Origin of the sequence: Citricoccus nitrophenolicus (assembly GCF_047305825.1) — a bacterium.
Classification (GTDB): Bacteria; Actinomycetota; Actinomycetes; order Actinomycetales; family Micrococcaceae; genus Citricoccus; species Citricoccus nitrophenolicus.
Genome location: NZ_CP063070.1, coordinates 1,381,419 through 1,403,372 on the forward strand (window position 1 = coordinate 1,381,419; position 21,954 = coordinate 1,403,372).

At 69.0% G+C, this 21,954-nt stretch carries 17 protein-coding genes; 7 read left to right on the forward strand and 10 right to left on the reverse strand.

All coding sequences use genetic code 11. The features are described 5' to 3' along the window. Nucleotides 1-146 precede the first annotated feature (146 nt). Nucleotides 147-1,181 carry an ABC transporter substrate-binding protein gene (locus IMT31_RS06365; RefSeq protein ID WP_413544126.1) on the forward strand — a complete coding sequence of 345 codons (1,035 nt, stop codon included), beginning with the start codon at nt 147-149 and terminating at the stop codon, nt 1,179-1,181. Nucleotides 1,182-1,226: 45 nt separating this feature from the next. Next, entirely contained in the window at nt 1,227-2,282 is a 1,056-nt protein-coding gene (locus tag IMT31_RS06370; protein ID WP_413544127.1) for an amidohydrolase family protein, read from the forward strand. 76 nt (nt 2,283-2,358) lie between these two features. Here IMT31_RS06370 and IMT31_RS06375 read toward each other — a convergent pair whose 3' ends face one another. From IMT31_RS06375 to IMT31_RS06385, 3 genes are all read right to left on the reverse strand, one after another. After that, on the reverse strand, nt 2,359-3,534 hold the full coding sequence (locus IMT31_RS06375) for an amidohydrolase (RefSeq protein WP_413544382.1): 1,176 nt from the start codon (nt 3,532-3,534) through the stop codon (nt 2,359-2,361). Between the two features lie 128 nt (nt 3,535-3,662). Next, entirely contained in the window at nt 3,663-4,400 is a 738-nt protein-coding gene (locus IMT31_RS06380; protein ID WP_413544128.1) for a hypothetical protein, read from the reverse strand. Nucleotides 4,401-4,458: 58 nt separating this feature from the next. Then, nucleotides 4,459-5,226: a DUF5058 family protein gene (locus IMT31_RS06385; protein ID WP_413544129.1), complete on the reverse strand. Its 768-nt coding sequence runs from the start codon at nt 5,224-5,226 to the stop codon at nt 4,459-4,461. Nucleotides 5,227-5,369: 143 nt separating this feature from the next. Here IMT31_RS06385 and IMT31_RS06390 point away from each other — a divergent pair, with 143 nt between their 5' ends. Continuing rightward, complete coding sequence (locus IMT31_RS06390) at nt 5,370-6,398, forward strand: Lrp/AsnC family transcriptional regulator (protein ID WP_413544130.1); 1,029 nt, start codon at nt 5,370-5,372, stop codon at nt 6,396-6,398. A gap of 9 nt (nt 6,399-6,407) precedes the next feature. Here the strand turns inward: IMT31_RS06390 and IMT31_RS06395 are convergent, their stop codons facing one another. Next, nucleotides 6,408-7,343: a LysR substrate-binding domain-containing protein gene (locus IMT31_RS06395; RefSeq protein ID WP_413544131.1), complete on the reverse strand. Its 936-nt coding sequence runs from the start codon at nt 7,341-7,343 to the stop codon at nt 6,408-6,410. A 116-nt stretch (nt 7,344-7,459) separates the two neighbouring features. Here IMT31_RS06395 and ligM point away from each other — a divergent pair, with 116 nt between their 5' ends. Continuing rightward, nucleotides 7,460-8,842, forward strand: a complete 1,383-nt coding sequence (gene ligM / locus IMT31_RS06400) for a vanillate/3-O-methylgallate O-demethylase (protein WP_413544132.1) — start codon at nt 7,460-7,462, stop codon at nt 8,840-8,842. Nucleotides 8,843-8,878: 36 nt separating this feature from the next. On the opposite strand, the gene IMT31_RS06405 is transcribed toward ligM, so the two are convergent. The 6 genes from IMT31_RS06405 to IMT31_RS06430 form a co-directional block, all read right to left on the reverse strand. Continuing rightward, the gene (locus IMT31_RS06405) at nt 8,879-9,379 is read right to left on the reverse strand and encodes a DUF3237 domain-containing protein (protein ID WP_413544133.1); all 501 of its coding nucleotides are present in this window, start codon (nt 9,377-9,379) and stop codon (nt 8,879-8,881) included. A gap of 25 nt (nt 9,380-9,404) precedes the next feature. After that, nucleotides 9,405-11,342 (reverse strand): FMN-binding glutamate synthase family protein, encoded by a 1,938-nt coding sequence (locus IMT31_RS06410; RefSeq protein ID WP_413544134.1) that lies wholly within the window; start codon nt 11,340-11,342, stop codon nt 9,405-9,407. Between the two features lie 78 nt (nt 11,343-11,420). Next, the gene (locus IMT31_RS06415; protein ID WP_345359946.1) at nt 11,421-11,978 is read right to left on the reverse strand and encodes an acyl-CoA thioesterase; all 558 of its coding nucleotides are present in this window, start codon (nt 11,976-11,978) and stop codon (nt 11,421-11,423) included. Between the two features lie 99 nt (nt 11,979-12,077). Beyond that, nucleotides 12,078-13,337, reverse strand: coding sequence for an acyl-CoA dehydrogenase family protein (locus IMT31_RS06420; RefSeq protein ID WP_413544135.1), 1,260 nt, complete (start codon nt 13,335-13,337; stop codon nt 12,078-12,080). Between the two features lie 48 nt (nt 13,338-13,385). Continuing rightward, complete coding sequence (locus IMT31_RS06425; RefSeq protein WP_413544136.1) at nt 13,386-14,177, reverse strand: TetR/AcrR family transcriptional regulator; 792 nt, start codon at nt 14,175-14,177, stop codon at nt 13,386-13,388. Between the two features lie 148 nt (nt 14,178-14,325). Next, nucleotides 14,326-18,027 carry a bifunctional proline dehydrogenase/L-glutamate gamma-semialdehyde dehydrogenase gene (locus IMT31_RS06430; RefSeq protein WP_413544137.1) on the reverse strand — a complete coding sequence of 1,234 codons (3,702 nt, stop codon included), beginning with the start codon at nt 18,025-18,027 and terminating at the stop codon, nt 14,326-14,328. A 92-nt stretch (nt 18,028-18,119) separates the two neighbouring features. Here IMT31_RS06430 and IMT31_RS06435 point away from each other — a divergent pair, with 92 nt between their 5' ends. The 3 genes from IMT31_RS06435 to IMT31_RS06445 all read left to right on the forward strand — a co-directional run bounded on the left by IMT31_RS06435 (nt 18,120) and on the right by IMT31_RS06445 (nt 21,792). Continuing rightward, the gene (locus IMT31_RS06435) at nt 18,120-19,055 is read left to right on the forward strand and encodes a LysR family transcriptional regulator (protein ID WP_413544138.1); all 936 of its coding nucleotides are present in this window, start codon (nt 18,120-18,122) and stop codon (nt 19,053-19,055) included. Nucleotides 19,056-19,199: 144 nt separating this feature from the next. Continuing rightward, nucleotides 19,200-20,315 (forward strand): agmatine deiminase family protein, encoded by a 1,116-nt coding sequence (locus IMT31_RS06440; protein ID WP_413544139.1) that lies wholly within the window; start codon nt 19,200-19,202, stop codon nt 20,313-20,315. Between the two features lie 334 nt (nt 20,316-20,649). Next, the gene (locus IMT31_RS06445; RefSeq protein WP_413544140.1) at nt 20,650-21,792 is read left to right on the forward strand and encodes a hypothetical protein; all 1,143 of its coding nucleotides are present in this window, start codon (nt 20,650-20,652) and stop codon (nt 21,790-21,792) included. Nucleotides 21,793-21,954: the final 162 nt, after the last annotated feature.

Genomic DNA, 21,954 nt, shown 5'->3' on the forward strand with positions numbered 1-21,954 from the left:
TGGCCTGCCACCCACTCGTGTTCTTACTGGCAGAACGATTGCAGAAATCGTTCCGTCTGTCGATATTGCATCCTACGCTTCACCAGAGACGGCGCCACCCCCACCCGCCGCCATTCCGCACCGCAGACCTGCAGAGGAGATCCACCATGAGGAGCACCACGAGAAACGGCCGGACGCGTTGGCTGGCACCGCTGCTGGCCGCACCACTGTTGCTGACCTCCTGTGGAGGCGGGAGTCCCTCCGGTCAGCAGGACAGCACATCGGCTCAGGACGGCGGCACCCCCTCCGGGCAGCAGGACAGCGCGCAGTCCACCGCCGTGCGCGTGGCGGACACCGCCGGAATGCCCTCGGCCTTCCTTCAGTACGGGGTCAACGAGGGCTACTTCGAGGCCGAGGGACTGGACGTCACCGTGGACGTGAGCATCGGCGGGGCCGCGGCCGTGCCCGCCGTGGTGAACGGCGAGACGCAGTTCGCCGGGTCCAACACCGTCAGTGCCATCCTGGCGGCCAGCAAGTCACTGCCCATCACCCTCGTGGCGGCGGGCACCCGCACCGTGGACGATCCCGCCGAGGACTTCGCCCGCATCGTGGCCTCCTCCTCCAGCGGTATCGAGGAGGTCTCCGATCTCGAGGGCGCCACCATCGCGGTCAACACGCTCGAGAACATCAACGACGTGGTCATCATGACCCTGATGGAGGACGCGGGCGCAGACCGCAGCCAGGTCGATTTCGCGGAGATGGGCTTCTCCGACATGCTCCCGGCGGTGGCGAACGGCCAGGTGGACGGCGCCCTGCTGATCGAGCCCTTCGTCACCATGGCGTTGGACCAGGGGGCCGTGGAGGTCGCCAGCCCCTATGCGGAGTCCCGGGCGGACATGATGGTGGGCACCTACATGACCTCCGAGGACTACGCCACCGAGAACCCGGAGGTGGTGGAGTCGTTCCAGCGGGGCATCAGCGCCACCGGACAGGCCGTTGCCGAGGACCCGGAGGCCTTCCGCGAGGCGTTGCCCGAGGTCACCACCATCGAGCCCGACCTCGCCGGTCAGATCCGCCTTCCAGCCTGGAACGCCACCGTGGACGTCGAGACCCTGCAGTTCCTCAACGAGCGCATGGTCCGCTACGGACTGCTCGACGAGGAGATCGCCGTGGACGAGATCGTCACCCCCGCGGCCGAGTGACCAGGCTCCACACCGTCAACCCCGAGAGACCAGAGGATCCCGCACATGAGCAGTTCATCCGCAGCCCCCCGCTCGTACCGTCGCATCGCCACCGAGGAGGCCTGGGCGCCGCCGGAGATGTTCGACCTCTTCCGCCAGATCCTGGGCGAGCATCCCGAGGACGATCCGGGGTTCATGAGCCTGATGGGCTACTACGCCCTCGGTGACGGGGAACGCCCACGGTTCATCCGCGAGCGCATGGTGGACACCGAGGGGGTGCGCCTGCAGGAGATGGACGCGGCCGGCGTCGACCATCAGATCCTGGCTCTGACCGCACCGGGGACCAACCCCCTGGCCGCTGCCCAGGCCACCGACCTCGCCCGGGTGGCGAACGACCACCTGGGTGGGATCGTCCGCAACCGCCCGGAGCGGTTCTCCGCGCTGGCCGCCGTACCCTTCACGGCTCCCGACGCCGGTGCGGCCGAACTCAACCGGGCCGTCACCCAGTTGGGCCTGAAGGGAGCGATCCTGAACTCGCACGTGCGGGACCGCTACACGGACGCCCCTGAGTTCCTGCCGTTCTATGAGGCCGCCGAGTCCCTCGGGGTGCCCGTGTACCTGCACCCCAACGCCCCCTCGGCCGGCCTGTTCAAGCCCCTGCATGAGAGGGGCCTGGACGGCTCGATGTACGGCTTCGGCGTGGAGACCGGCCTGCACCTGATGCGCCTGGTGGTCGCCGGGGTGTTCGAACGCTTCCCGAACCTGAAGCTCGTGGTCGGCCACCTGGGCGAGGCCGTGCCGTTCTGGCTGAACCGGATCGACTACATGTACGGCAAGCAGGTGGCCACCGGCCGCTACCCCCATGTGAAACCGCTGCCGCTCAAGCCCTCCGAGTACATCCGCCGCAACGTCTGGATCACCACCAGCGGCATGCCCTGGGAGGACGAGATCATGTTCGTCCGGAAGATGATGGGCGCGGACCGGGTCATGTACGCCATGGACTACCCGTACCAGTACGAACCCTCCGAGGTACGACTCCAGGACAACCTGCCGCTGTCCGATGAGGAGAGGTTTGAGTTCTTCGAGGGCATCGCCACCCGGGTCTTCAACCTGGAGCTGTAGGTCGATTCCGGCCCGTTCTCCGCGGTTACCTGCGGGTAGATGGGCCGGTATCGACCTCCAGTTGGAGTGGGCGGGGTCAGGAACCGAGCCTGGCGCGCAGGGCGGCGAGCGCCGCCGTCGCCGCTGTCCAGAGGGTGGGCTCCGGAACGGGCACGAAGCGGGGCGAGTGGTTGACCGGCATGGTCCCGGACTCCACCGTCTGCGCGTCGAAACCGCCGAAGAACCAGAACACCGAGGGCACGCCCAGGGCACCGGGCAGCGTGCCGAAGTCCTCGGAGCCCATCTTGGGTTCGGCGACCAGCACGTTCTCGGCACCCAGGGCACCGCTCAGCACCTCGGTGAGCTCCGCCGCCGCGTCCTGGTCGTTGACGTTCCGCGGGAAGCGGTAGAGCTCCTCGATCACCGGCTCGGGGGCGCCGGAGGCAGCCGCCTCGGCGGAGATGATGCGCCGGAGGGCGGCCAGCACCTGGGTGCGCACCTCGTCCTCCAGGGTGCGCACGTTCAGCGTGAACTCCGCGGTGGCCGGGATGATGTTCTCCTTCAGGCCTGCATGGAAGGTGCCCACGGTCACGACGGCGGCCTGGCGGGGTCCGATCTCCCGGGAGACGATGCCCTGGAGGCGGGTGATGATGTGCGCCCCGAGCACGATGGGGTCGATGGAGTCCTGGGGCTGGGAACCGTGTGACTGCTCGCCGCGCAGCGTGACCTTCCACGAGTCCGCGTAGGCCATGGCCGGTCCACCGGCCACCTCCACTGTCCCGGTCAGCCCCGGCATGACGTGCTGGCCGTAGATGATCTCCGGGTGCGGCGCCCGCTCCCAAAGGCCGTCCTCCACCATGGCCCGGGCCCCGGCGGCGGTCTCCTCCCCCGGCTGGAAGATGAGCACGACGGTGCCGGACCAGTTCTCCCGATCCGCGGCGAGGACCTCCGTGGCCGTCATCAGTGCGGTGACGTGGGTGTCATGTCCGCAGCCGTGCATCACGGGCACCTCGGTGCCATCTTCCAGGGTGCCGCGAGCCGTGGAGCGATAGTCCACGGTGGAGTCCTCCTCGATGGGCAGCCCGTCCGTGTCCGCCCGGAACCCGACGACGGGCCCGTCCCCGTTGCGCAGCACGCCCACCACCCCGGTCCCGCCGCAACGGAAGTGCTCGATGCCCAGGGCGTCCAGGTGGGCCTCGAGGTATTCCGCCGTGGCGTGCTCCTGCATGGACAGCTCGGGGTGGGCATGCAGGTGCTGGTAGAAGCCGAGCATGCGCTCGCGCAGGTCGGGGTGGAGATCGGTGGGGAGATCGGCGAGGAGATGGGGGTGGTTCTCGGTCACGTGGGGCCTTTCGATGGGGTCGGGTGCCGGTGGGTCCGGTGGGTCCGGTGGGTTTCGGCTCAGGCGGGTTCTGTGGTGGCGGGTTCGAAGGGCTCGCGCTTGCGCACGTACCAGCCAATCACGAGCGTGACGATCACGGAGATCGCGGTGGCCGCCATTCCCAGGGCCGGCACCAGTGGCACCAGAACGAACTGCACGAGCGCGGCCACCGCCATCGCGACCACGGTGGCCCGGACCTGCTTGAGGGACACGATCGCCTGGACAATGACGGCCCCCAGGACAGCGGGCAGGACGTAGACACGGACCACGTCCGTGACGGACTCGGGGATCACGCTGATGAGCCAGGTACCCAACAGGCCCACGAAGACGAGCAGGGAGAGCAGGTGGACGAAGGCGGCACCGCAGATGGCCATGACGGCGGCCAGCCCACCGCGGTGCGTACCGGGCGTGGCCCCGACCTTCGACTGGGCGATCAGGGCCGAGGGCAGCAGCTTGTTGGAGATGTTGCCGATCATGAAGGCCTGGTACATGGAGGCCGGCCCGAGGATCGGGAAGTACGTGATCGGCTCGATGATCCAGATGACGAAGAACGTTCCGGCCACGGCGGCGAACGCGGTGAACAGGGCGGTGGTGGCCGTCACTCCGAGGTCCGCGAAGAAGACCAGGTACAGCGGGCCGGCGAGCGAGATGATCAGCCCGGCGATCATGGTGAGCCGGCCCCACCGTGAGGTGGTGGTGTCGAACTCGTCCATGGAACCGGAAGCCGGGGCGGCCATGGTGGCGGGGGCGGTGGTCATGGGGACTCCTGAGGGTGGAGGGAGGTCTGATGGAGAGGCGCCGGGTCAGGCAACCGGGTCAGGCGCTGGGGCCGAGACCGGCAGAGGAGGCGAGGAAGGCCGCCAACAGGCCGAGCAGGATGGCGATCCCCAGCCCCCACTCGCGCAACCAACCCATTCCCGGCACCTTCGCCAACAACAGACAGGCACCCATGACGACGGCCGAGGCAGCAAGGGTGATGACGTGCACGGAGCTCTTGGGGACCTCCCCGAATCCGAGGGAGAGGAATGCGCCCAACAGGGCCGCGGCCGGGACCACGGTCATCAGTGCCGGGTTGACCTTGGCCATCCGGTGTTCCCCCTTCTTCATGAGCGGCGTCAGGATGAGGGTTGAGAGCATCCACATGGCACCACCCAGGCTCATGGCGAAGAACATGATGGCGAAGGCCTGCTGATCGTAGGACGGTCCACCGAGTTCCGCGCCGGCCGTGCCGGCAGCGATGCTGGCGGCGGCAGTCTCAAACTGCACCGAGCCGATCAGTCCGATGCGGACCAGGGTGGCCGGGGTGCCGAACAGCGCCAGCAGGGCCACGGCCACCAGGACCACGGCGAGCGAGGGGCCGATCGCCGCGATGGCGCCGGTGCGGAACGAGAGGTTGAGCTCCTGACGGCTCATGCCCACGGAAGGCGCGGCCTTGCGGGCGGCACCCATGTAGATGACGGACTGGATCACGATCACCAGGAAGACGCCGAGGGCACAGATCCAGAGCACCGGCGTATTCGCCAGGCTCAGCACGTGGTTCGGATCAGCGCTCGGAGCTGCGCTCGCCGTTACTTCTGTGATCATGGTGATCCTCCGGGAGAGTGGATGATTCAGGTCAGCAGCCGAGAACCGAATGCTGCATTTGCTCGCTATCATTGTGCTGTGTCCTGCATCACTTCGCGTTCAATCACTGGAAATTCACATCCCAATGCCTCCTGGAGCAGTTCATGAACAGCGCTCCCCAGCAGCTGGACGAGGAGGACCTTCAACTGGTCAACGCGCTCCAAGTGGTACCGCGGATGCCGTGGACCGCCCTGGGCGAGATCCTCGACCGGCACCCGACCTCGCTGGCAGCCCGATGGCGCCGGATCGAAGGTGGTGGCGGTGCCTGGATCACCGCACACCCGCGAGGAAACCCGGACCAGATGGCCCTGTCCTTTCACGACGTCCGGTGCACGCCCAACCACCGGCGCAGCGTGGCGGAGGCGATCGGCAGGATCCCCGAGGTGTTCTCAGTGGAGGAATGTCACCGTGACCGGGATTTCATGCTCACCGTGATCTCCGCGAACCCGGCCCTGCTCACGGAGACCGTCTATCCACAGTTGGAGGCCATCCCCCATCTCTCCGGGTTCGAGTCCACGTTCTGCACGCGCCTGCACCGCACCGCCTCCGATTGGGAGCTGGATGCCCTGACGCCGGCACAACGGCGCGCACTGCAGGCGGCAGCGGGGTCACCGCCGTCCCCCGAGTCCCACCCGGGCCCGCCACCGGCGTCCTTCGGGCCCATCATGCGTGTCCTCGGCCAGGACGGCCGGGCCACGGCTGCGCAGATCGCCGAGGCGACAGGCCTGCACCCTGCCACGGCCCGGCGCCGACTCCAACGCGTCCTGGAGTCCGGTGCCCTGAACTTCCGCTGCGACGTCTCACACCGGGCGACGGGCTACCCCGTGATGTGCCAGTGGTTCGCCCGGTTGCCGGCGTCCGATCATGACGCGGCGGCGGAGGAGTTGGCCAGCATGGGAGCCCTGCGCCTCTGCGCCTCCACCACGGGCCGCTCCAACTTCATGTTCATGATGTGGCACCGTTCGGCCACGGACATCATGTCCGTGGAACAGCTCGCCTCACAGCGCCTGCCACGGCTGGAGATCCGCGAGACGGTCATCATCTCGAACATCCCGAAGCGGGCAGGCTGGCACCTGGACTCCGACGGGCGGCGCCGGGGGCACTTCGTGGATGCCGGCCACCAGTGGGACTGAGCCGAGCCCTCAGCAGGCCTGTTCGGCGACCGGCAGGCAGTCCTGGGCCAGGTGGACCACCGCCGCCGCCCTCGAGGTGAGGGGCAGCCTCTCCGGCCAGGCCACCATGACGGGCTCGGACTCCGGCTCCGGGGCGATCGGGCGGAAGGCCAGCCGGCGCCCCTCCTGGCTCACGTCCACGCCGGAGTGCTGGTATTGCACCGCGAACCCCATGCCTCGGCCCACCAGGGAGTGCACGAGTTCGAAGTTCGTGGTGCGGTGCGCCACGCGGGGCCGGAGCCCGCGGCTGCGCAGTAGGTGCAGCGTGTTCTGGCCGCTGGGCGGCAGGTCGAAGAGCACGAGCGGCTCGCCCTCCAACTCCGTCAGGTCCACCGCGGCCTGGCCGGCGAGCCGGTGGGACTCCGGCAGCACGACCGAGGGCCGGGCGTTGTACAGCCGCCGGACGGCCAGTCCCAGGGGCAGCGCCACCTCGTAGGCGACGACGCAGTCCAGCCTCCCCTCGTGGAGCTGCCCCACGAGGTGCTCGGTGGTCCCCTCCGTGATGGTCAACTCGATCTCCGGATGCCGATCCGCCAACCGTTCCCACAGTTCCGGCACCACCGTCGGCGCCAGCGTCGAGTAGCAGCCCACTGCCACCGGACCGGAGAGCTCCTCGCCATGGTCCCCGACGGTCAGCTGCAGGTCACTCGCCTGCCGCAGCAGCGCTCGCGCCCCCTCGGCCAGTTGCACCCCCGCCGGGGTGCTGGTGACCCCGCGGGCCCGCTGGCGCACGAGCAGGGTGACTCCCAGGGCCCGTTCCAGATCGCTGACCGCGAGGGAGACGGCATTCGGGGTCACGAACGCATGCTTCGCCGCCGCTGTGAACGAGCTGTGGTCCGTGGCGGCCACGAACAACTCGAGCTGACGCAGTGTCAACTGCGGCCCCAGGATGGCCTCCACGTCCATAACGCAGTTCTCCTTCGGATGATTGACCTCAAAAGGGACTTTACAGACCATATGACCCTCACCACACTGACAGGGAGGGATATTCACCCGACGAACCCGTTCAGCGAAGAGGAATCATGGTCAATCATCTCGAAGACGCCATCGCCCAGGCCGGAGGAGCCGTCAACCTCCTGTGGGAATCGCAGACCCCGCCCGCCGTGGTGCCCCACGTGGTGCCGGAGTTCACCAACTGGCGGGACGAACAGCTGGCCTGGCGCCGCACCGCCGTCCTGTACGACCAGTCCCACCACATGGCAGACCTCAACATCAAGGGTCCGGACGCCCTGAAGCTGATCAGCGACACCGCGGTCAACTCGGTGGCCAACTTCCCGGTGGAGATGGCCAAGCAGTACGTGGCCGTGAGTCCCTCCGGGCACGTGATCGGGGACAACGTCCTGTTCCACCTCGAGGAGGACGAGTACCAGGCCGTGGGCATCCCACCCTCGATCAACTGGCTGCACTATCACGCGGAGACCGGCGGTTACGACGTCGAGATCTGGCGCGATGACAACTCGCTGTACCGCAAGGGCGACCCGCGGCTCTACCGCTATCAGGTCCAGGGACCGGGCGCCATGGACGTGATCCGGGCTGCCACGGGGCAGGAACCCCCGACGCTGAAGTTCTTCCACATGACGCGCCTGACGATCGCCGGAAAAGAGGTGCGGGCCCTGCGGCACGGCATGGCCGGCGAACCGGGACTGGAGCTGTGGGGTCCGTGGGAGGACAACCAGGCCGTGCATGCCGCCCTCCTCGAGGCGGGCCGGGAGTTCGGGCTGACCCAGGTGGGCGGCCGCGCCTATCACACCAATGCCCTGGAATCAGGCTGGCTGCCGCGCCCGCTGCCGGCCATCTACTCCGGGGATGAGCTCCAGGGCTACCGCGAATGGCTGAGCGCCAACTCCTACGAGGCCACTGCGCCGCTGGGTGGATCGTTCCACTCCCAGGACATTGCCGACTACTACGTCACCCCCTATGAACTCGACTACGGGCGGATCGTGAAGTTCGATCACGACTTCATCGGCAGTCAGGCCCTCCAGGCCATGGAGCAGGCGGGCACCACCACGCGCCGGAAGAAGGTCACGCTGGTGTGGAACGGGGAGGACACGGCGAAGGCCTACGGTTCCATGTTCCATCCGGGGCCCGGGGCCAAGTTCATCAACCTGCCGATGGCCCTGTATGACACGTTCCACTTCGACCGGGTAGAGCAGGACGGCCGGCCGGCGGGCATTTCGACCTGGACCGGATACTCGGCGAATGAACGCGCCATCCTGTCCCTGGCCATCATCGATGCGGAGCTGGCCGAGCCCGGCACCGAGTTGACCCTGCTCTGGGGCGAGGACACCCCCTCCTCCAAGGTCCAGGTGGAGGACCATGTTCAGGTCCCGATCCGGGTCACCGTCCAGCCGGCACCGCTCACGGAGAAGGCGCGCACCAGCTATCGGCAGGACCGGCCGGCCTGAGCGCTCCGGCGCGGACCCGGCGCCTCCTCAGCCGGCTCAGCAAACCGCCCAGAGGTCGATCAGGACCCGGTCCGGTTCGCGACGGCCGGAGCCGATGACCACGGTGGACTCCAGCCAGGCCCACCGCTCGCCGGCCACCTCGAACCGAGGGGCGCAGCGGAAGTAGATGCGCTCGGCGGGCACCCGTTCACCGCGGGCCAACGCCGCGATGTCCTCAGCCGAGCCCGTGCGGTAGGCGGCGTTCATGACGTAGAGCCGCTCGCCGCCGTCGGCCTCGATGACGTAGCGCGCATCCAGGTCCGAGGAGGTCGCGGACTCGATGAGTTGGAAGTCGGCGCCGCCGGCCAGGACCGCCCCATTGAGTTCCGGGCCGGTCACCGTGCCGCCGGCGATCGGGATGATCCGGCGCTGCCCGCGATGCGTCCGCCCGACCTCCACGGGAGCGGCCACCTCCACGGCCACGGTGGCGAGGAACTCGAGCTGGGGTGGCGCGGGCCAGAGGCCCGGGGACACCGGAGGGTCAGATTCAGTCGTCATGCAGACCACAGTAGGAGGACCGGAGTCAGGAGCCCAAGCGGCCCTCCGGTCGTGGCTCGTTGCTGACCATCGGGGTGCTCCCCGTCTCGCCCGAGCGGCGGGGGCGGGCGCCGTCCTCGCCCTTCGCGTCCGCATTGCGCTCGGGTGGACGTCCGCCGGAGCGGGGCTCGCCCTCCCCGCCGGCCTTGCCCTCCCCGCCGCGGTCAGCGGCCGAATCCGTGCCACCGGCCGAGCGGACCGCGCCGGCCGCCGTCGGGACGCGCTGCCCTCCGGACCGCAGGGAGGAACGCAGCTCGCCGAGGGACATCGCCGAGGTCTGCACGTCCAGCTCATCGCGCCACTGCGGGTCCGGCTCGGTCAGGTAGTCCACCGGGGCGTGCTCGCCGAAGTGGTCGGCGTCGGCCTCCCGCCAGTCGGCGGCCCAACCACGCGGCGGCTCGTTGAGCAGTTCGTCCTCCCGCAGCCAGTGGTAGATGGACGCATAGGAACGGGTGTTCAGGTGGTCCACGCGGCGGCGGAGCATGCGGGTGTTCAGCTGCGAGGGACGGTCCAGGCCCATCGAGGCCATGATCTGGACGGCCTCCCGGACCGTGAGCTTCTGATAGTTGTGCACCCGCTTGGACTTGTCCTCCACGTCGAGGGACCGCACGAGGCGGGGATCCTGCGTGGCCACACCCACCGGGCAGTGGTTGGTGTGGCACTTCTGAGCCTGGATGCAGCCGGTGGCCATCATCATGGCCCGAGCGGACATGGTGAAGTCAGCGCCCTGGATGAGCCGCTTGACGATATCCGAGCCGGAGGCCACCTTGCCCGCCGCGCCGATCTTGATCATGTGCCGCAGTCCGGTGCCCACCAACGCGTTGTGCACCAGCATGAGCCCTTCGGTCAGCGGGGTGCCCACATGGTCCGAGTACTCCAGCGGGGCGGCGCCGGTGCCGCCCTCCGAACCGTCCACGATGATGTAGTCCGGCGCGATCCGCTCCTCCCAGATCGCCTTGCACATGGCCAGCACGTCCGTCCGCGAACCCACGCAGAACTTGATGCCGATCGGCTTGCCGCCGGAGAGCTCCCGCAACTGACCGATGAACCGCACCATCTCACGTGGGGTGGTGAACGCCGAGTGGGACGCCGGGGAGATGCAGTCCACGCCGACCGGAACCTCGCGCGCCTCGGCGATCTCCGGCGTCACCTTGGGACCGGGAAGCACCCCGCCGAGCCCGGGCTTGGCCCCCTGGGACAGCTTGATGGTGATGCCCTTGACCTCGGGCAGGGTGGCCTTCTCGGCGAAGGTCTCGGGGTTGAAGTGCCCGTCGAGGGTGCGGCAGCCGAAGTATCCGGAGCCGATCTCCCAGAACAGGTCCGCCCCGTTGCCCCGGTGGTACTTGGTGAGCCCGCCCTCGCCGGTCTCATGGACGAACCCGCCCATCCCCGCGCCCTTGTTCATGGCCAGGACCGCGTTCTTGGACAGTGAGCCGAAGGACATCGAGGAGATGTTCATCAGGGACAGGTCATAGGGCTGGAGGCAGTCCGGTCCGCCGATGCGCACCGTGGGGATCCGCTCCGGAGGGCGGACGGGTGCCGTGGAGTGCAACAGGTACTCGTAGCCGATGCTGCCGGTATCCCTCTCCGTGCCGAAGGCCTTGTGATCATCCGCGCCCTTGGACCGCGAGTACACGATGGACCGGGTGTCCCGGTCGAAGGGCCGCCCGTCATGGTTGCGCTCGATGAAGTACTGCTGAATCTCCGGACGGATCGACTCCAACAGGTAGCGGGCGTGACCGATCACCGGGAAGTTCCGCAGGATGGCGTGCTTCTTCTGCGTCACGTCCCAGATGGCGACGACCACCAGCAGCAGGGCGAGCACGCCGAGGAAGATCCACGCCCAGAAGCCGACCAGGTAGGCGATGACCAGGACCAGGCCCAACGTGGCCAGTCCCCCGATGATGAGCAGACGGTTGTTCATCCCCCCATGGTGCCATCGCCGGCAGGCGAGGGCACCTGGGCGGCCGCGCGGCCGGCGCAGTTCGTCCCGCCTGGAGCCCTACCAGGAATGCGGGGCCGGCCTGCGGGTGCTGGGCAGCGCGACGTTGCCGCGCCACTCGTGCAGCCAGTCCGGGACGGTGAAGTCCTCCGGCAGGCTCTGGCCCAGTTCGGTCTGGACGGCCTCGATGACATCCTCCAGCGGCACCGCGCCTCCGCCATCCACGAAGCGGGTGGCGAGGTAGGCCCGCGCGTAGATCTCCCCGTCCCGGACGAAGCGCTGCTCAATCCAGATGCACTTCTCGTCCACCCCGATGATCCGTGTCTCGAGGCTGAAACGCTGCCACAGCCGGATCGACTTGCGGAAGGTGATCTGCTCCGACTGCACCACGGGGGTCCACTTGCGCTTCATCATCAGGTCCCAGAAGCCACTGCGGGCCAGCAGGTCGAACCGCCCCAGGTCCATGAGGGAGAAGTACATCCCGTTGTTCACGATCATGGCGAAGTCGATGTCCGTGGGCAGGGCCTTCAGGGGCAGTGACGAGGTCTCCCAGACGGTCAGCCTGGAGCGCCGGCGAGCCTTGAGGAGCACGAGGAGCGTGCGGAAGATCAGGTGCATGGGTCCATGGTGCCACGATAAGTTACTGGCGGGTAGTTCTGCTCGGGGTGGCCGTCCAGGCGGGTGTCCGCGCGGGCCTGTGAAGGCTCAGGCGAACGCTCAGGCGAAAGCGCTGAATCCCGTCAGGTCCCGGCCGATCAGCAGCGCCTGGACGGATTCGGTCCCCTCATAGGTGTGGATCGCCTCGATGTCCATCTGGTGGCGGATCACGCCGTTCTCCAGCAGGATGCCGTTGCCGCCCAGCATGTCCCGGGCCTCGGACGCGATCAACCGAGCCGTGCGGGTGTTGTGGTACTTGGCCAGCGAGGCCTGGGTGGGGCGCAGGCGGCCCTCGGTCTCGAGCTGGGCCAGGTTCACGCAGTACATCTGCATGGCCACCAGATGGGAGAGCATCCGGGTCAGCTTCTCCTGCACCATCTGGTGCTGGGCCAGCTTCTTGCCGAACTGCACCCGCTGCCGGGAATAGGCCAGCGCGGACTCGAAGCACGCCGTGGCGTGGCCCAGCGCGGACCAGGCGACCCCGGCACGGGTGGCGTAGAGGACTCTCGAGGTGTCCTTGAACGAGCGGGACCCCGGCAACAGGGCGTCAGCCGGCAGTCGGACGTCGTCCAGGTGGATCAGCGCCTGGTCGATCGCGCGCAGGGCGCCCTTGCCGGAGATGACCTCGGCGCGGTAGCCCGGGGTGTCCTGCGGCACCAGGAAGCAGCGGACCCTTCCATGATCCTCGTCCCCGGGGGACTCCACCCGCGCCCAGACGAAGGTGATGCCACCGGAGGCGCCGTTGCCGATCCACTTCTTGGCCCCACGCAGCACCCACCCCTCGGCCGTCCGGGTGGCCTGTGTGGCGAGCCCGGAGGAGTCGGAGCCGTGGTCCGGCTCGGTCAGCGCGAAGGAGCCGAGCACCTCGCCGGAGGCCAGCGGCTTGACGTAGCGAGCCTGCTGCTCCTCACTGCCGCAGTAGACCAGGGTCCGCAGGGCGAGCCCTCCCTGGACGGCGATCACGGTGCCGAGGGAGCCATCGATGCGGGAGACCTCCATGTTCACCAGCCCGGTGGCCAACGGCGAGAACTCCTCCAGGTCCGGGTGGACCAGCCCGTCATTGAACAGCTGGTGCCTCCCGAGACTCACCGCAGCCTCCACCGGGTAGAGGTGACGCTCCCAGCCCTCGGCCATCTGGGGCGCGACGGCGGCCGCGGCCTCCCGCGCCCGGTCCCAGATCTCACGATCGGCGGCCGGGATGTCCCGGAACGCATCGTAGTAGTCGACGTCCAGCGGGCTGGTCACGTCGTAGGCGGGCTCGGTGGCGCCGGGGAAGACGCCGGAGTCAGAGGCATCAGAGGCAGAGGAGTGCTCGGTCATGGGCCCATCCTAGATGACACTCAGTTTCATCTGCAATGGATCGGAGTGTCACGACTGGCCCGTGGTGCGCTCCTCATCTCCAGAACCCAGTGCGTCCCGCACCCGGCGCAGCACCTCGCCGGAGGGCATGGTCACGGGGAAGCTCGCCACCAGGACCTGCGCGGAGGAGGCGGCCGGGCCGGCGTCGTCCCCTGCCCCCTGCCCACCCTCCGCACCGACTCCGAAACGCAGGCGGACCCGCACCAGCGCCCGGTCCAGGTCCGCCGCATGACGATCCCTGACCTGCTCCGCAGGCTCACTCGACTCGGTCCGGACCGCCTGGCGCAGGAAGTGGTTGTGCGTGGCGGTGACCAGGGCGGCGAAGCCGATGGCCTCCACCAGCTCCAGACCCGGGACGTTCCGGCGCAGATAGTCGGAGAAGAGCCGCTCATACCCGCGCTCGGTGATGATCTCGCGATCCCGCAGGGCACGGACCGCACGGACCTCGGTATAGCGGCGGCGGGCCAGGTCCAGGTCTGCGGAGAGGTGCGCGAAGACGCGCTCGGAGGCCGCGCACACGGTGGCCCACGGATCGGCTGGGCGGCCGTCACCGGCCCCGTCGCCGAGTTCACCGTCCATCCACGCCCCCAGCTCCTCGATGAGCGGGGGGTGGTCCGCGAACACCGCGTCCTCCTTGCCGCCGACCTGACGGAAGTAGGTGGACCGAGACATCCCGGCGGCACGGGCCAGATCGTCCACACTCGTGGACTCGAAGCCCCGCTCGCCGAACAGCTCGACGGCGGCCTCGACCACCTGGGAACGGACGAACACGGATCGGGGCTGCTCGGATGCCGGACTCATTCGCCCGACTCTATCCAGTCCAGTCTCCACTGGCCGCCCACCTCTCTGTACTTTCACAGCCGTATGGTCATTTCATGACGGGTTTCCGTCAGGAAAAGACCATACGGCTGTGAAACTCGCGGCACGGTGCCCGTGATCGTGAAAGGGGTCAGAGCAGGTGGTCGGTGAGGTGGTCCGGGGTGCCGAAGCGGTGGGCCGTGATGGAGATGGCCTGCTCATGCACGAACGGCAACAGCTCCACGTCCCCGGCCGAGACCACCGGACCCGCGTACACGGCCACGTCCGGCGAGCCGTCCAGGGCAGCGTGCAGGGCGAGCACGGCATCACGCGAGGAGTCCGCCGCCGAGGCGCTCCAGTCCTGCACCAGCCGGATCCGGGGGTCCCCGGCTCCCGGCGCGGACGGCGGCAGCCCGGTGAGCTGCGCGGCCCGGGCGTGGAACGCCGCGGTGTCCTCCACGTGCACCACCACGTCCGGGTCACCGGCCAGCAGATGCCCGACGCCGGCCGGCAGCCTCTCCGGCACGCTCACCGCGAGCGGCGCCCCGGCACGGCGGCCGGCCATGAGCACACGCAGCAGGTGCACCAGCGGACCCGACTCCCAGCGGACCGTGACCGGCACCGGCAGGTGACGCAGCACGTTGCGCTCGGCCATCAGCGCCGAGATGTCCCGGGCCACCCCGAACGTCTCCCCCCACGCGGCCTCGTCGAGACGGTCGGCATCGGCAAGCCAGCGGCGGTCCCCCGCGTCCAGGTCCGCCGCGTTCGCCAGATGGTGCCCCATCCCCGTGAAGCCGTCGGCCTCCCCGGCGGCCCACACCAATCCTGCCGCACCCTCCTGATCATCACTGTGGCCCGGCAGGATGCCCGTGGCACTGGTGGCAGCGGGCGCGTCCGTCCACGTGCCCAGCCCGTGCAGGTAGTGCGGCCCACCGGCCTTGGTGCCCGCACCGACGGTCGAGCGCTTCCAGCCGCCGAAGGGCTGCCGGCGCACGATGGCCCCGGTGATCCCGCGGTTCACGTAGAGGTTGCCGGCCTGCACCGTCTCCAGCCACGCACCGATCTCGTCCGGATCCAGGGAGTGCAGCCCGGAGGTCAGTCCGTAGTCCACGGCGTTGACGAGCCCGATCGCCTCCTCGAGGGTCTCGGCGGTCATCACGCCCAGCACGGGGCCGAAGTACTCGGTCAGGTGGGCGTCCGATCCTGGCTGGACGCCGGCGCGGATGCCCGGGCTCCACAACCGGCCGGAGTCGTCCAGCGGCTGCGGCTGCAGGGCCCAGTGCTCCCCGCTGCCCAGCTCGGTCAGACCGCGCCGCAGCTTCTTGCCGGGCTCCTCGATCACCGGCCCCATCTGTGAGCGCGGATCCTCCGGGTACCCCACGGTGAGCGAGTGCGCGGCGTCCAGCAGCTGACGGTGGAAGCGCTTCGAGGTGGCCACGGATCCCACCAGGATCACCAGCGAGGAGGCGGAGCACTTCTGCCCCGCATGCCCGAAGGCGGAGTTCACCACGTCCTTGGCGGCCAGGTCCAGATCGGCGCTCGGGGTCACGATGATCGCGTTCTTGCCCGAGGTCTCGGCCACCAGCGGCAGATCGGGGCGGAAGGAGCGAAACAGCTTCGCGGTGTCATAGCCGCCCGTGAGGATGACCCGTTCCACGTCCGGGTGGGTGATGAGCCCCTCGCCCAACTCTGCCTCGCGGTCTGGCTCGATGCTGAGGAAGCTCACCACACCCTCGGCAGTCGCCGTTGCACGCTCCTCATCCCAGCCGAGCTGCCCGAGCCCCACCCGCAGGCCCTCGAGGATGGCCTCATAGGCCACGGCGCCGGTGCGCACGGACTGCGGGGCGGGCTTGAACACCACCGGTGCTCCGGAGGCCAGCCCCGCCAGCACACCACCGGTGGGGATGGCGATGGGGAAGTTCCACGGCGGGATCACCAGCACCAGCTTGGCCGGGTGGAACTGCGCGCCCTGCGCCTCATCCAGGCCTCGAGCCAACCGTCCGTAGTAGCGGGCGAAGTCGATGGCCTCGGAGACCTCGGGGTCGCCCTGGTCCAGGGTCTTGCCGGTCTCGGTGGCGGCCACCTCGAGCAGCGCGCCACGGTGAGCCTCGAGGGAATCGGCCACCGCGTTCAGCACGCGTTCCCGCTCGGTGCCGGTCAGGCCCCGCCAGGCCTCGCCGGCGTCAACGGCGCGCCCGACGGCGGCCCGCACCTGCTCCCGTGAGGTCACCTGTGCCGCGGCGACCGTCTCGATCCCCAGCGTGGAGCCCGGGACCGCGGCGGTGATGGCCCGGCCCCATTCCCGGTTGGCGGCCAGGGACGGGTCCGTGTCCGGGGTGTTGGCGAAGCCGTCCACGGGTTCGGGGACCGGTCCGAGGGAGGCCTGCAGGTCTCCCGGCGAGGAGGCGAGCGGCCGGTTCTGGCTGCGGGCCGGCGTCGGGATCTCAGTGTCCAGGTCCTGCAGGGAGTCCAGGAAGCGCTGTTCCTCGCGGGCGAAGAGCTCAGCGTCCGTGTCCAGCTCGAAGACGGCGGACATGAAGTTCTCCTGACTCGCCCCCTCCTCGAGTCGGCGGATGAGGTAGGAGATGGCCACGTCGAATTCGTGCGGGTGGACCACCGGGGTGTAGAGCAGCAGCGAGCCCACGTCCTGGCGGACGGCCTCGGCCTGGCCGGTGGCCATGCCCAGCAGCATCTCGAACTCCACGTCCGGGGAGCGCCCGCCGGCCTCCCAACGGGTGGACAGCCCGCGCTCCTGCACCAGCAGCCAGGCCAGCGCCACGTCGAAGAGATTGTGCCCGGCCACCCCGATCCGCACGTTGCGGGTGTGCTCGGGTGTCAGGGAGTAGTTGAGCACGCGCTTGTAGTTGGTGTCCGCGGCCTGCTTGGACTCCACGGTGGCGGCGGGCCAGCCGGTGACCGAGGCCTGCACGTGCTCCATGGGCAGGTTGGCGCCCTTGACCACGCGGACCTTCAGCGGAGCCCCGCCGGCGGCTACCCGGCGCGCGGCGAACTCCTGCAGCCGGATCATGGCGTCCAGGGCGTCCGGCAGGTAGGCCTGGAGCACGATCCCGGCCTCGAGATCATGCAGCGCGGGGTTGTCCATGAGGCGCATGAACACGGCCAGGGTCATGTCGAGGTCGTGGTACTCCTCCATGTCCAGGTTGATGAAGGTGGGGCCGGTGCCGCCTGCACCGGCCTGGCCGGCGGCGAGCTCGTACAGCGGCAGGAGGCCGGCGGTGACCTCCTCGACGGCCTCGTCGAAGGCCCAGGCGCTGTGCGGGGCGGTGGCGGCGGAGACCTTCACGGAGACGTAGTCCACGTCATCGCGCCCGATCAGCGTGCGGATGCCCTCCATCCGCCGGTCCGCCTCCTGCTGGCCCAGGATGGCCTCACCGAGCAGGTTGATGTTCAGGCGGATGCCCTCGGTCTTCAGCTTCGCGATGGCCGGTCCGAGCTTGGCGTCCGTGGCGTCCACGATCAGGTGGGAGACCAGTTCACGCAGGACCTTGCGGGCCACCGGCACGGCGATCGGGGAGACTGCTGGGGCCAGCCGTCCACCGGCGCCCATGGCCGCGCGCATGACCCAGGGCAGGAAGCCCGGGGTCTGAGGGGCCAGGTCCGCGAGCGCCTCCGCCGCGATCCGGTGGTCCTCCGGACGGATCACGCGGTCCACGAAGCCCACCGTGAAGTCCAGCCCCGCCGGGTCCTTCAGCAACCCGGCCAACTGCCGCGCCGAGAAGTTCGAGGGGTGCCTCCGCGCCTCATGGAGCCAGGCCTTGACCTGCTCGACGGCGGCCGGGGCCAGGGTGCGCAGCTCGTCAGGGTCCGGGATCGCCGGGTTCAGGGTGCTCATGAGCCCATTGTTCTCCGTCCCACACTGCGATACCAGCGAACGTTTCCGCGGTGTACCCTTCGGAATATCCGAACGATTCAGGAAGGTCGGTCATGCTGGAGATCCGCCGTCTGGTGTTGCTGCGCGAGCTGTCCATCCGCGGCACCCTCTCCGCCGTGGCCCGGGCCATGAACCTCTCGCCCTCCTCCGTGTCCGAGCAGCTGTCCCAACTGGAACGGGAGACCCGGACGCAACTGCTGCGCCGCGTGGGCCGGAACGTGCAGCTCACCGAGACGGCGCTGGCCCTGGTGGGCCGCGTGGAGCCGATCCTGGACGCCCTCGAGCAGGCGGAGGCGGCCCTGACCTCCGCGGATGGAGCCATCAGCGGACGGGTCCGGCTGGCCGCCTTCCAGTCCGCCGCCCTGACACTGATCCCCCCGGCACTGACCCGGTTGCGCGAGCATCATCCCGGACTACGGCTGGAGGTGGTCCAGTACGAGCCGGAGCAGGCCCTCCACGAGGCCTGGGCGCGGGACTTCGACGTGGTGGTGGCGGAGCAGTACCCCGGGCACTCGGCTCCCCACTGGCCCGGGCTGGACCGCCGCCAGCTGCTGAGGGACGAGCTGCAGCTGGCCGTGCCGGCGGATCTCACCGTGGACGGAGGACCCCTGCCTCCCGGCGGAGAGCTCGCGGCACTGCTGCGGCACCGGCCACTGCCCTGGGTGATGGAGCCGCACGGCACGGCCACCCGCCACTGGGCCGAGCAGCTGATCCGATCCGCTGGCCATGAGCCGGATGTCCGCTTCGTCTCGGCCGACCTGCAGTCCCATGTGCGGCTCGTGGAGTCCGGCAACGCGGTGGCGCTGCTGCCCGGCCTGACGCTCGTGGACCACGCGGCGCGGCTGCGCCGGATTCCCCTGGCCGGGCGCCCGCTGCGCACCGTCTTCACCTCCATCCGGTCCTCGTCCGCCCGGTCTCCGGCCGTCGTGGCCGTCCGGGACGCACTGGAGGCGGCGGCGGGCCGGGTGGATATGGAAACGGACGCATAACGAACCGGCCCGGGCGGGGCTTTCCGGGCCGGGGGGCTTGCGCCCTCGCATAACATGGAGAGGTCGTGGATCAGCCGGCCGCGCAGAGACGTGGGTCAGGACCGATCCCCATATTTCCCGTGATGCACCTGAGGAAAGAGAGCCATGCGCCAGGACCCGCCGGCACCGCCTCAGAACGCAGCGACTGCGGCAGCGGAGCCTGCGGACCTGTCCACGGCCGTCTGGCATCTGCCGGCCGACACCGAGCTGCAGGAGCGGCTGTGGATGGCCTTCCCCCGCGACTACGCGCAGATGGGCTCCTCCCTCTGGGAACTGTCCGGGGCCCGCCGCGCATGGACCCGGGTGGCGCACGCGGTCATGGACTATGAGCCGGTGACCCTGTTGGTGGACCCGGCGGACCGGCAGATCGTGCACACCTACGTGGATCCCATGATCCCCGTGGTCCCGTTGGTCATGGACAATCCCTTCCTGGGCCTGACCGGGCCGACCTTCACCCTCGGCCCCGTGAACGGCCGGACCGGCAGGCGTCAGCTCGGGATGATCGACTGGGTGTTCAACGGCTTCGGCCGCCGCCCGGGGATGGACTACCGGCTGGACGATGTGGCCGGTGGGACCGTCGCAGACCTCACCCGCGCCCGGCGCCAGCTCTCCCTGATGGTCAACGAGGGCGGGGCGTTCATCACGGACGGCGAGGGCACGCTGATCGCCTCCGAGTCCGTGCTGCTGGACCCGGCCCGCAACGGCGGCTGGACCCGGGCGCACATCGAGGCCGAGTTCACCCGGTACACGGACATCCGCAAGGTCATCTGGCTTCCCGGCGGCCTCACCCGCCATGAGGGACGGTTCGGCCTGGGCGGTCACATCGACCAGCTCGTGGCCTTCGCCTCCCCCTCCGTGGTGCTGCTGCACTGGCAGGAGAACCCCTCCCATCCGGATCATGAGGTCTCCCAGCGAACCCTGGAGATCCTGCAGAACGAGACGGACGCGCGCGGACGGCCCCTGAACGTGGCCACGCTGACCGCCCCGTTGGCCGGCCAGGACGATCGCGGACCGCTGGCATGGTCCTACGTGAACGTGTTGCCCGTGAACGGAGCCGTGGTGGTGCCCTCCTTCGAGGACCCGCACGACGACGGCGCGCACCAGCTGCTGCAGGCCGCCTACCCGGGGCGCACCGTGGTGCCCATCCCCGCACAGCGGCTGTACCGGCGCGGCGTCGGCATCCGGCAGGTGGCGTTGCCACAGCCCTCCTGCCAGGGCTGAATCACTCGGCTCGGGGCCGCCTGTCACCGGCTCTCGTTGCACCGCGGCCCTCCCCCGCCGCCACCACCGCCTCGCCTCGCCGCCCCACCGCCCATTCACACTGATCCTGCCGGGCCACAGAGGCACCACGGCCCACCCACACTCATCCTGCCGGGCCACAGTGTTTATCACTGTGGCCCGGCAGGAAGGCTGTGGCCCGGGATTTGCCTCACGGTGCAGAGCAGGTCCGCGAGGCTGGATTCGCTCCTACACACCGGCCCGCCGTAGGCGCGGGGTCCACAATTGCGAGTGCTTCGCCCACCATGGGCATGCCTCTCCGCGTGGAGTGGGGGACATGGACTCCCCTGAACCAGCACCATTGCCCGCCCACCCCGTCAGCCACACGGGGCCCGGCGCATTCAGTGCGTGGGGCATCCCGCTGATGTTGTCCGCGGCAGACCGGCCGGAAAGGGACTGGGGGCATCAGCTGCACCGGGCCGCTGCGGCTGGAAACGCCGTACGGCTGCGACCCGGTGCATTCGTCAAGACTTCCCCCTGGAACAAGGCCTTCCCCCGGGATCGGCACCTTGCCTCTGCCCTGTCCATCGCCATGACCTCGAGGAGGCCGCCGGTGTTCGCACGGGAAACCTCGCTGATGCTCCACCGTCTTCCGCTGAACACGATTCCCAGGGAAGTGAAGCTGCGAGCCTCCAGCATCGGCGCCGCTGGGACTACCCGAAGACCACAGCCCAAGGCTTCGAAGCGCCCCCTGTTCGCCGAACGTCGGCTGGCATACCCGAAGGCATGGGCGGACTCCCCCAGCGCAGAGCGACCCGCGGCCGCGCTGATCCTCGATGGCCAGATCGCGCTCCATTCCGAGGACCTCCATATGACTCTGGCGGACAGCCTCCCGCACATGGCACGGAGCAGCGCCATCATGGTGGCCGATGCCGTGCTCAGCGGCAGACGGCTCACAGATGACGGCAAACACCCCATCGTGGCCACCCCCATGGGGAGCGAGGAACTCCTCGGGCTTGCGAACCTCTGCCTCACACAGAGGGCAGCGGAGACCTTTCGCCAGCTTGCCTCGTTCGCCTCTCCGCTGTCCGAGTCACCTGGCGAATCCCTCAGCAGGTTCTGCATTGACGAGCTGGGCTTCCAGCCGCCGGAACTCCAGCATCAGATCCGCGATGCACACGGGGCTCCGCTGGGCATCGTCGACTTCTGGTGGAAGGAGTTGAGATTGGCCGGAGAGTTCGACGGCAAGAAGAAGTACAGCGGAGGGGCCAGTTACTCCGGGAAGGATGTCGACAGCGTGATTCGTGAGGAGAAGCTACGGGCGGAACGCATCCAAGAGGAGGGCATCCGCTTCGTCCGCTGGATGTGGGCCGACTTGATCACGCCGCAGCTTCTAGCGGACAAGCTGTCACGGGCCGGCGTTCCCCGTGCCGCCGCAGAAGATCGCCGCTTCAATCACAGCTTTCCTGCCGCGTCATAGAAACCCGTCGACACAGCCACAGCTTTCATGCCCAGCCACAGTGATTGTCGCTGTGGCTGGGCAGGATGACTGCGGCTGGGCAGGATGACTGCGGCTGGGCAGGATGACTGTGGCCGACCATGCCAGCGCGACGACCGTGGCTTGACCTCTGAGTTGCGGCTA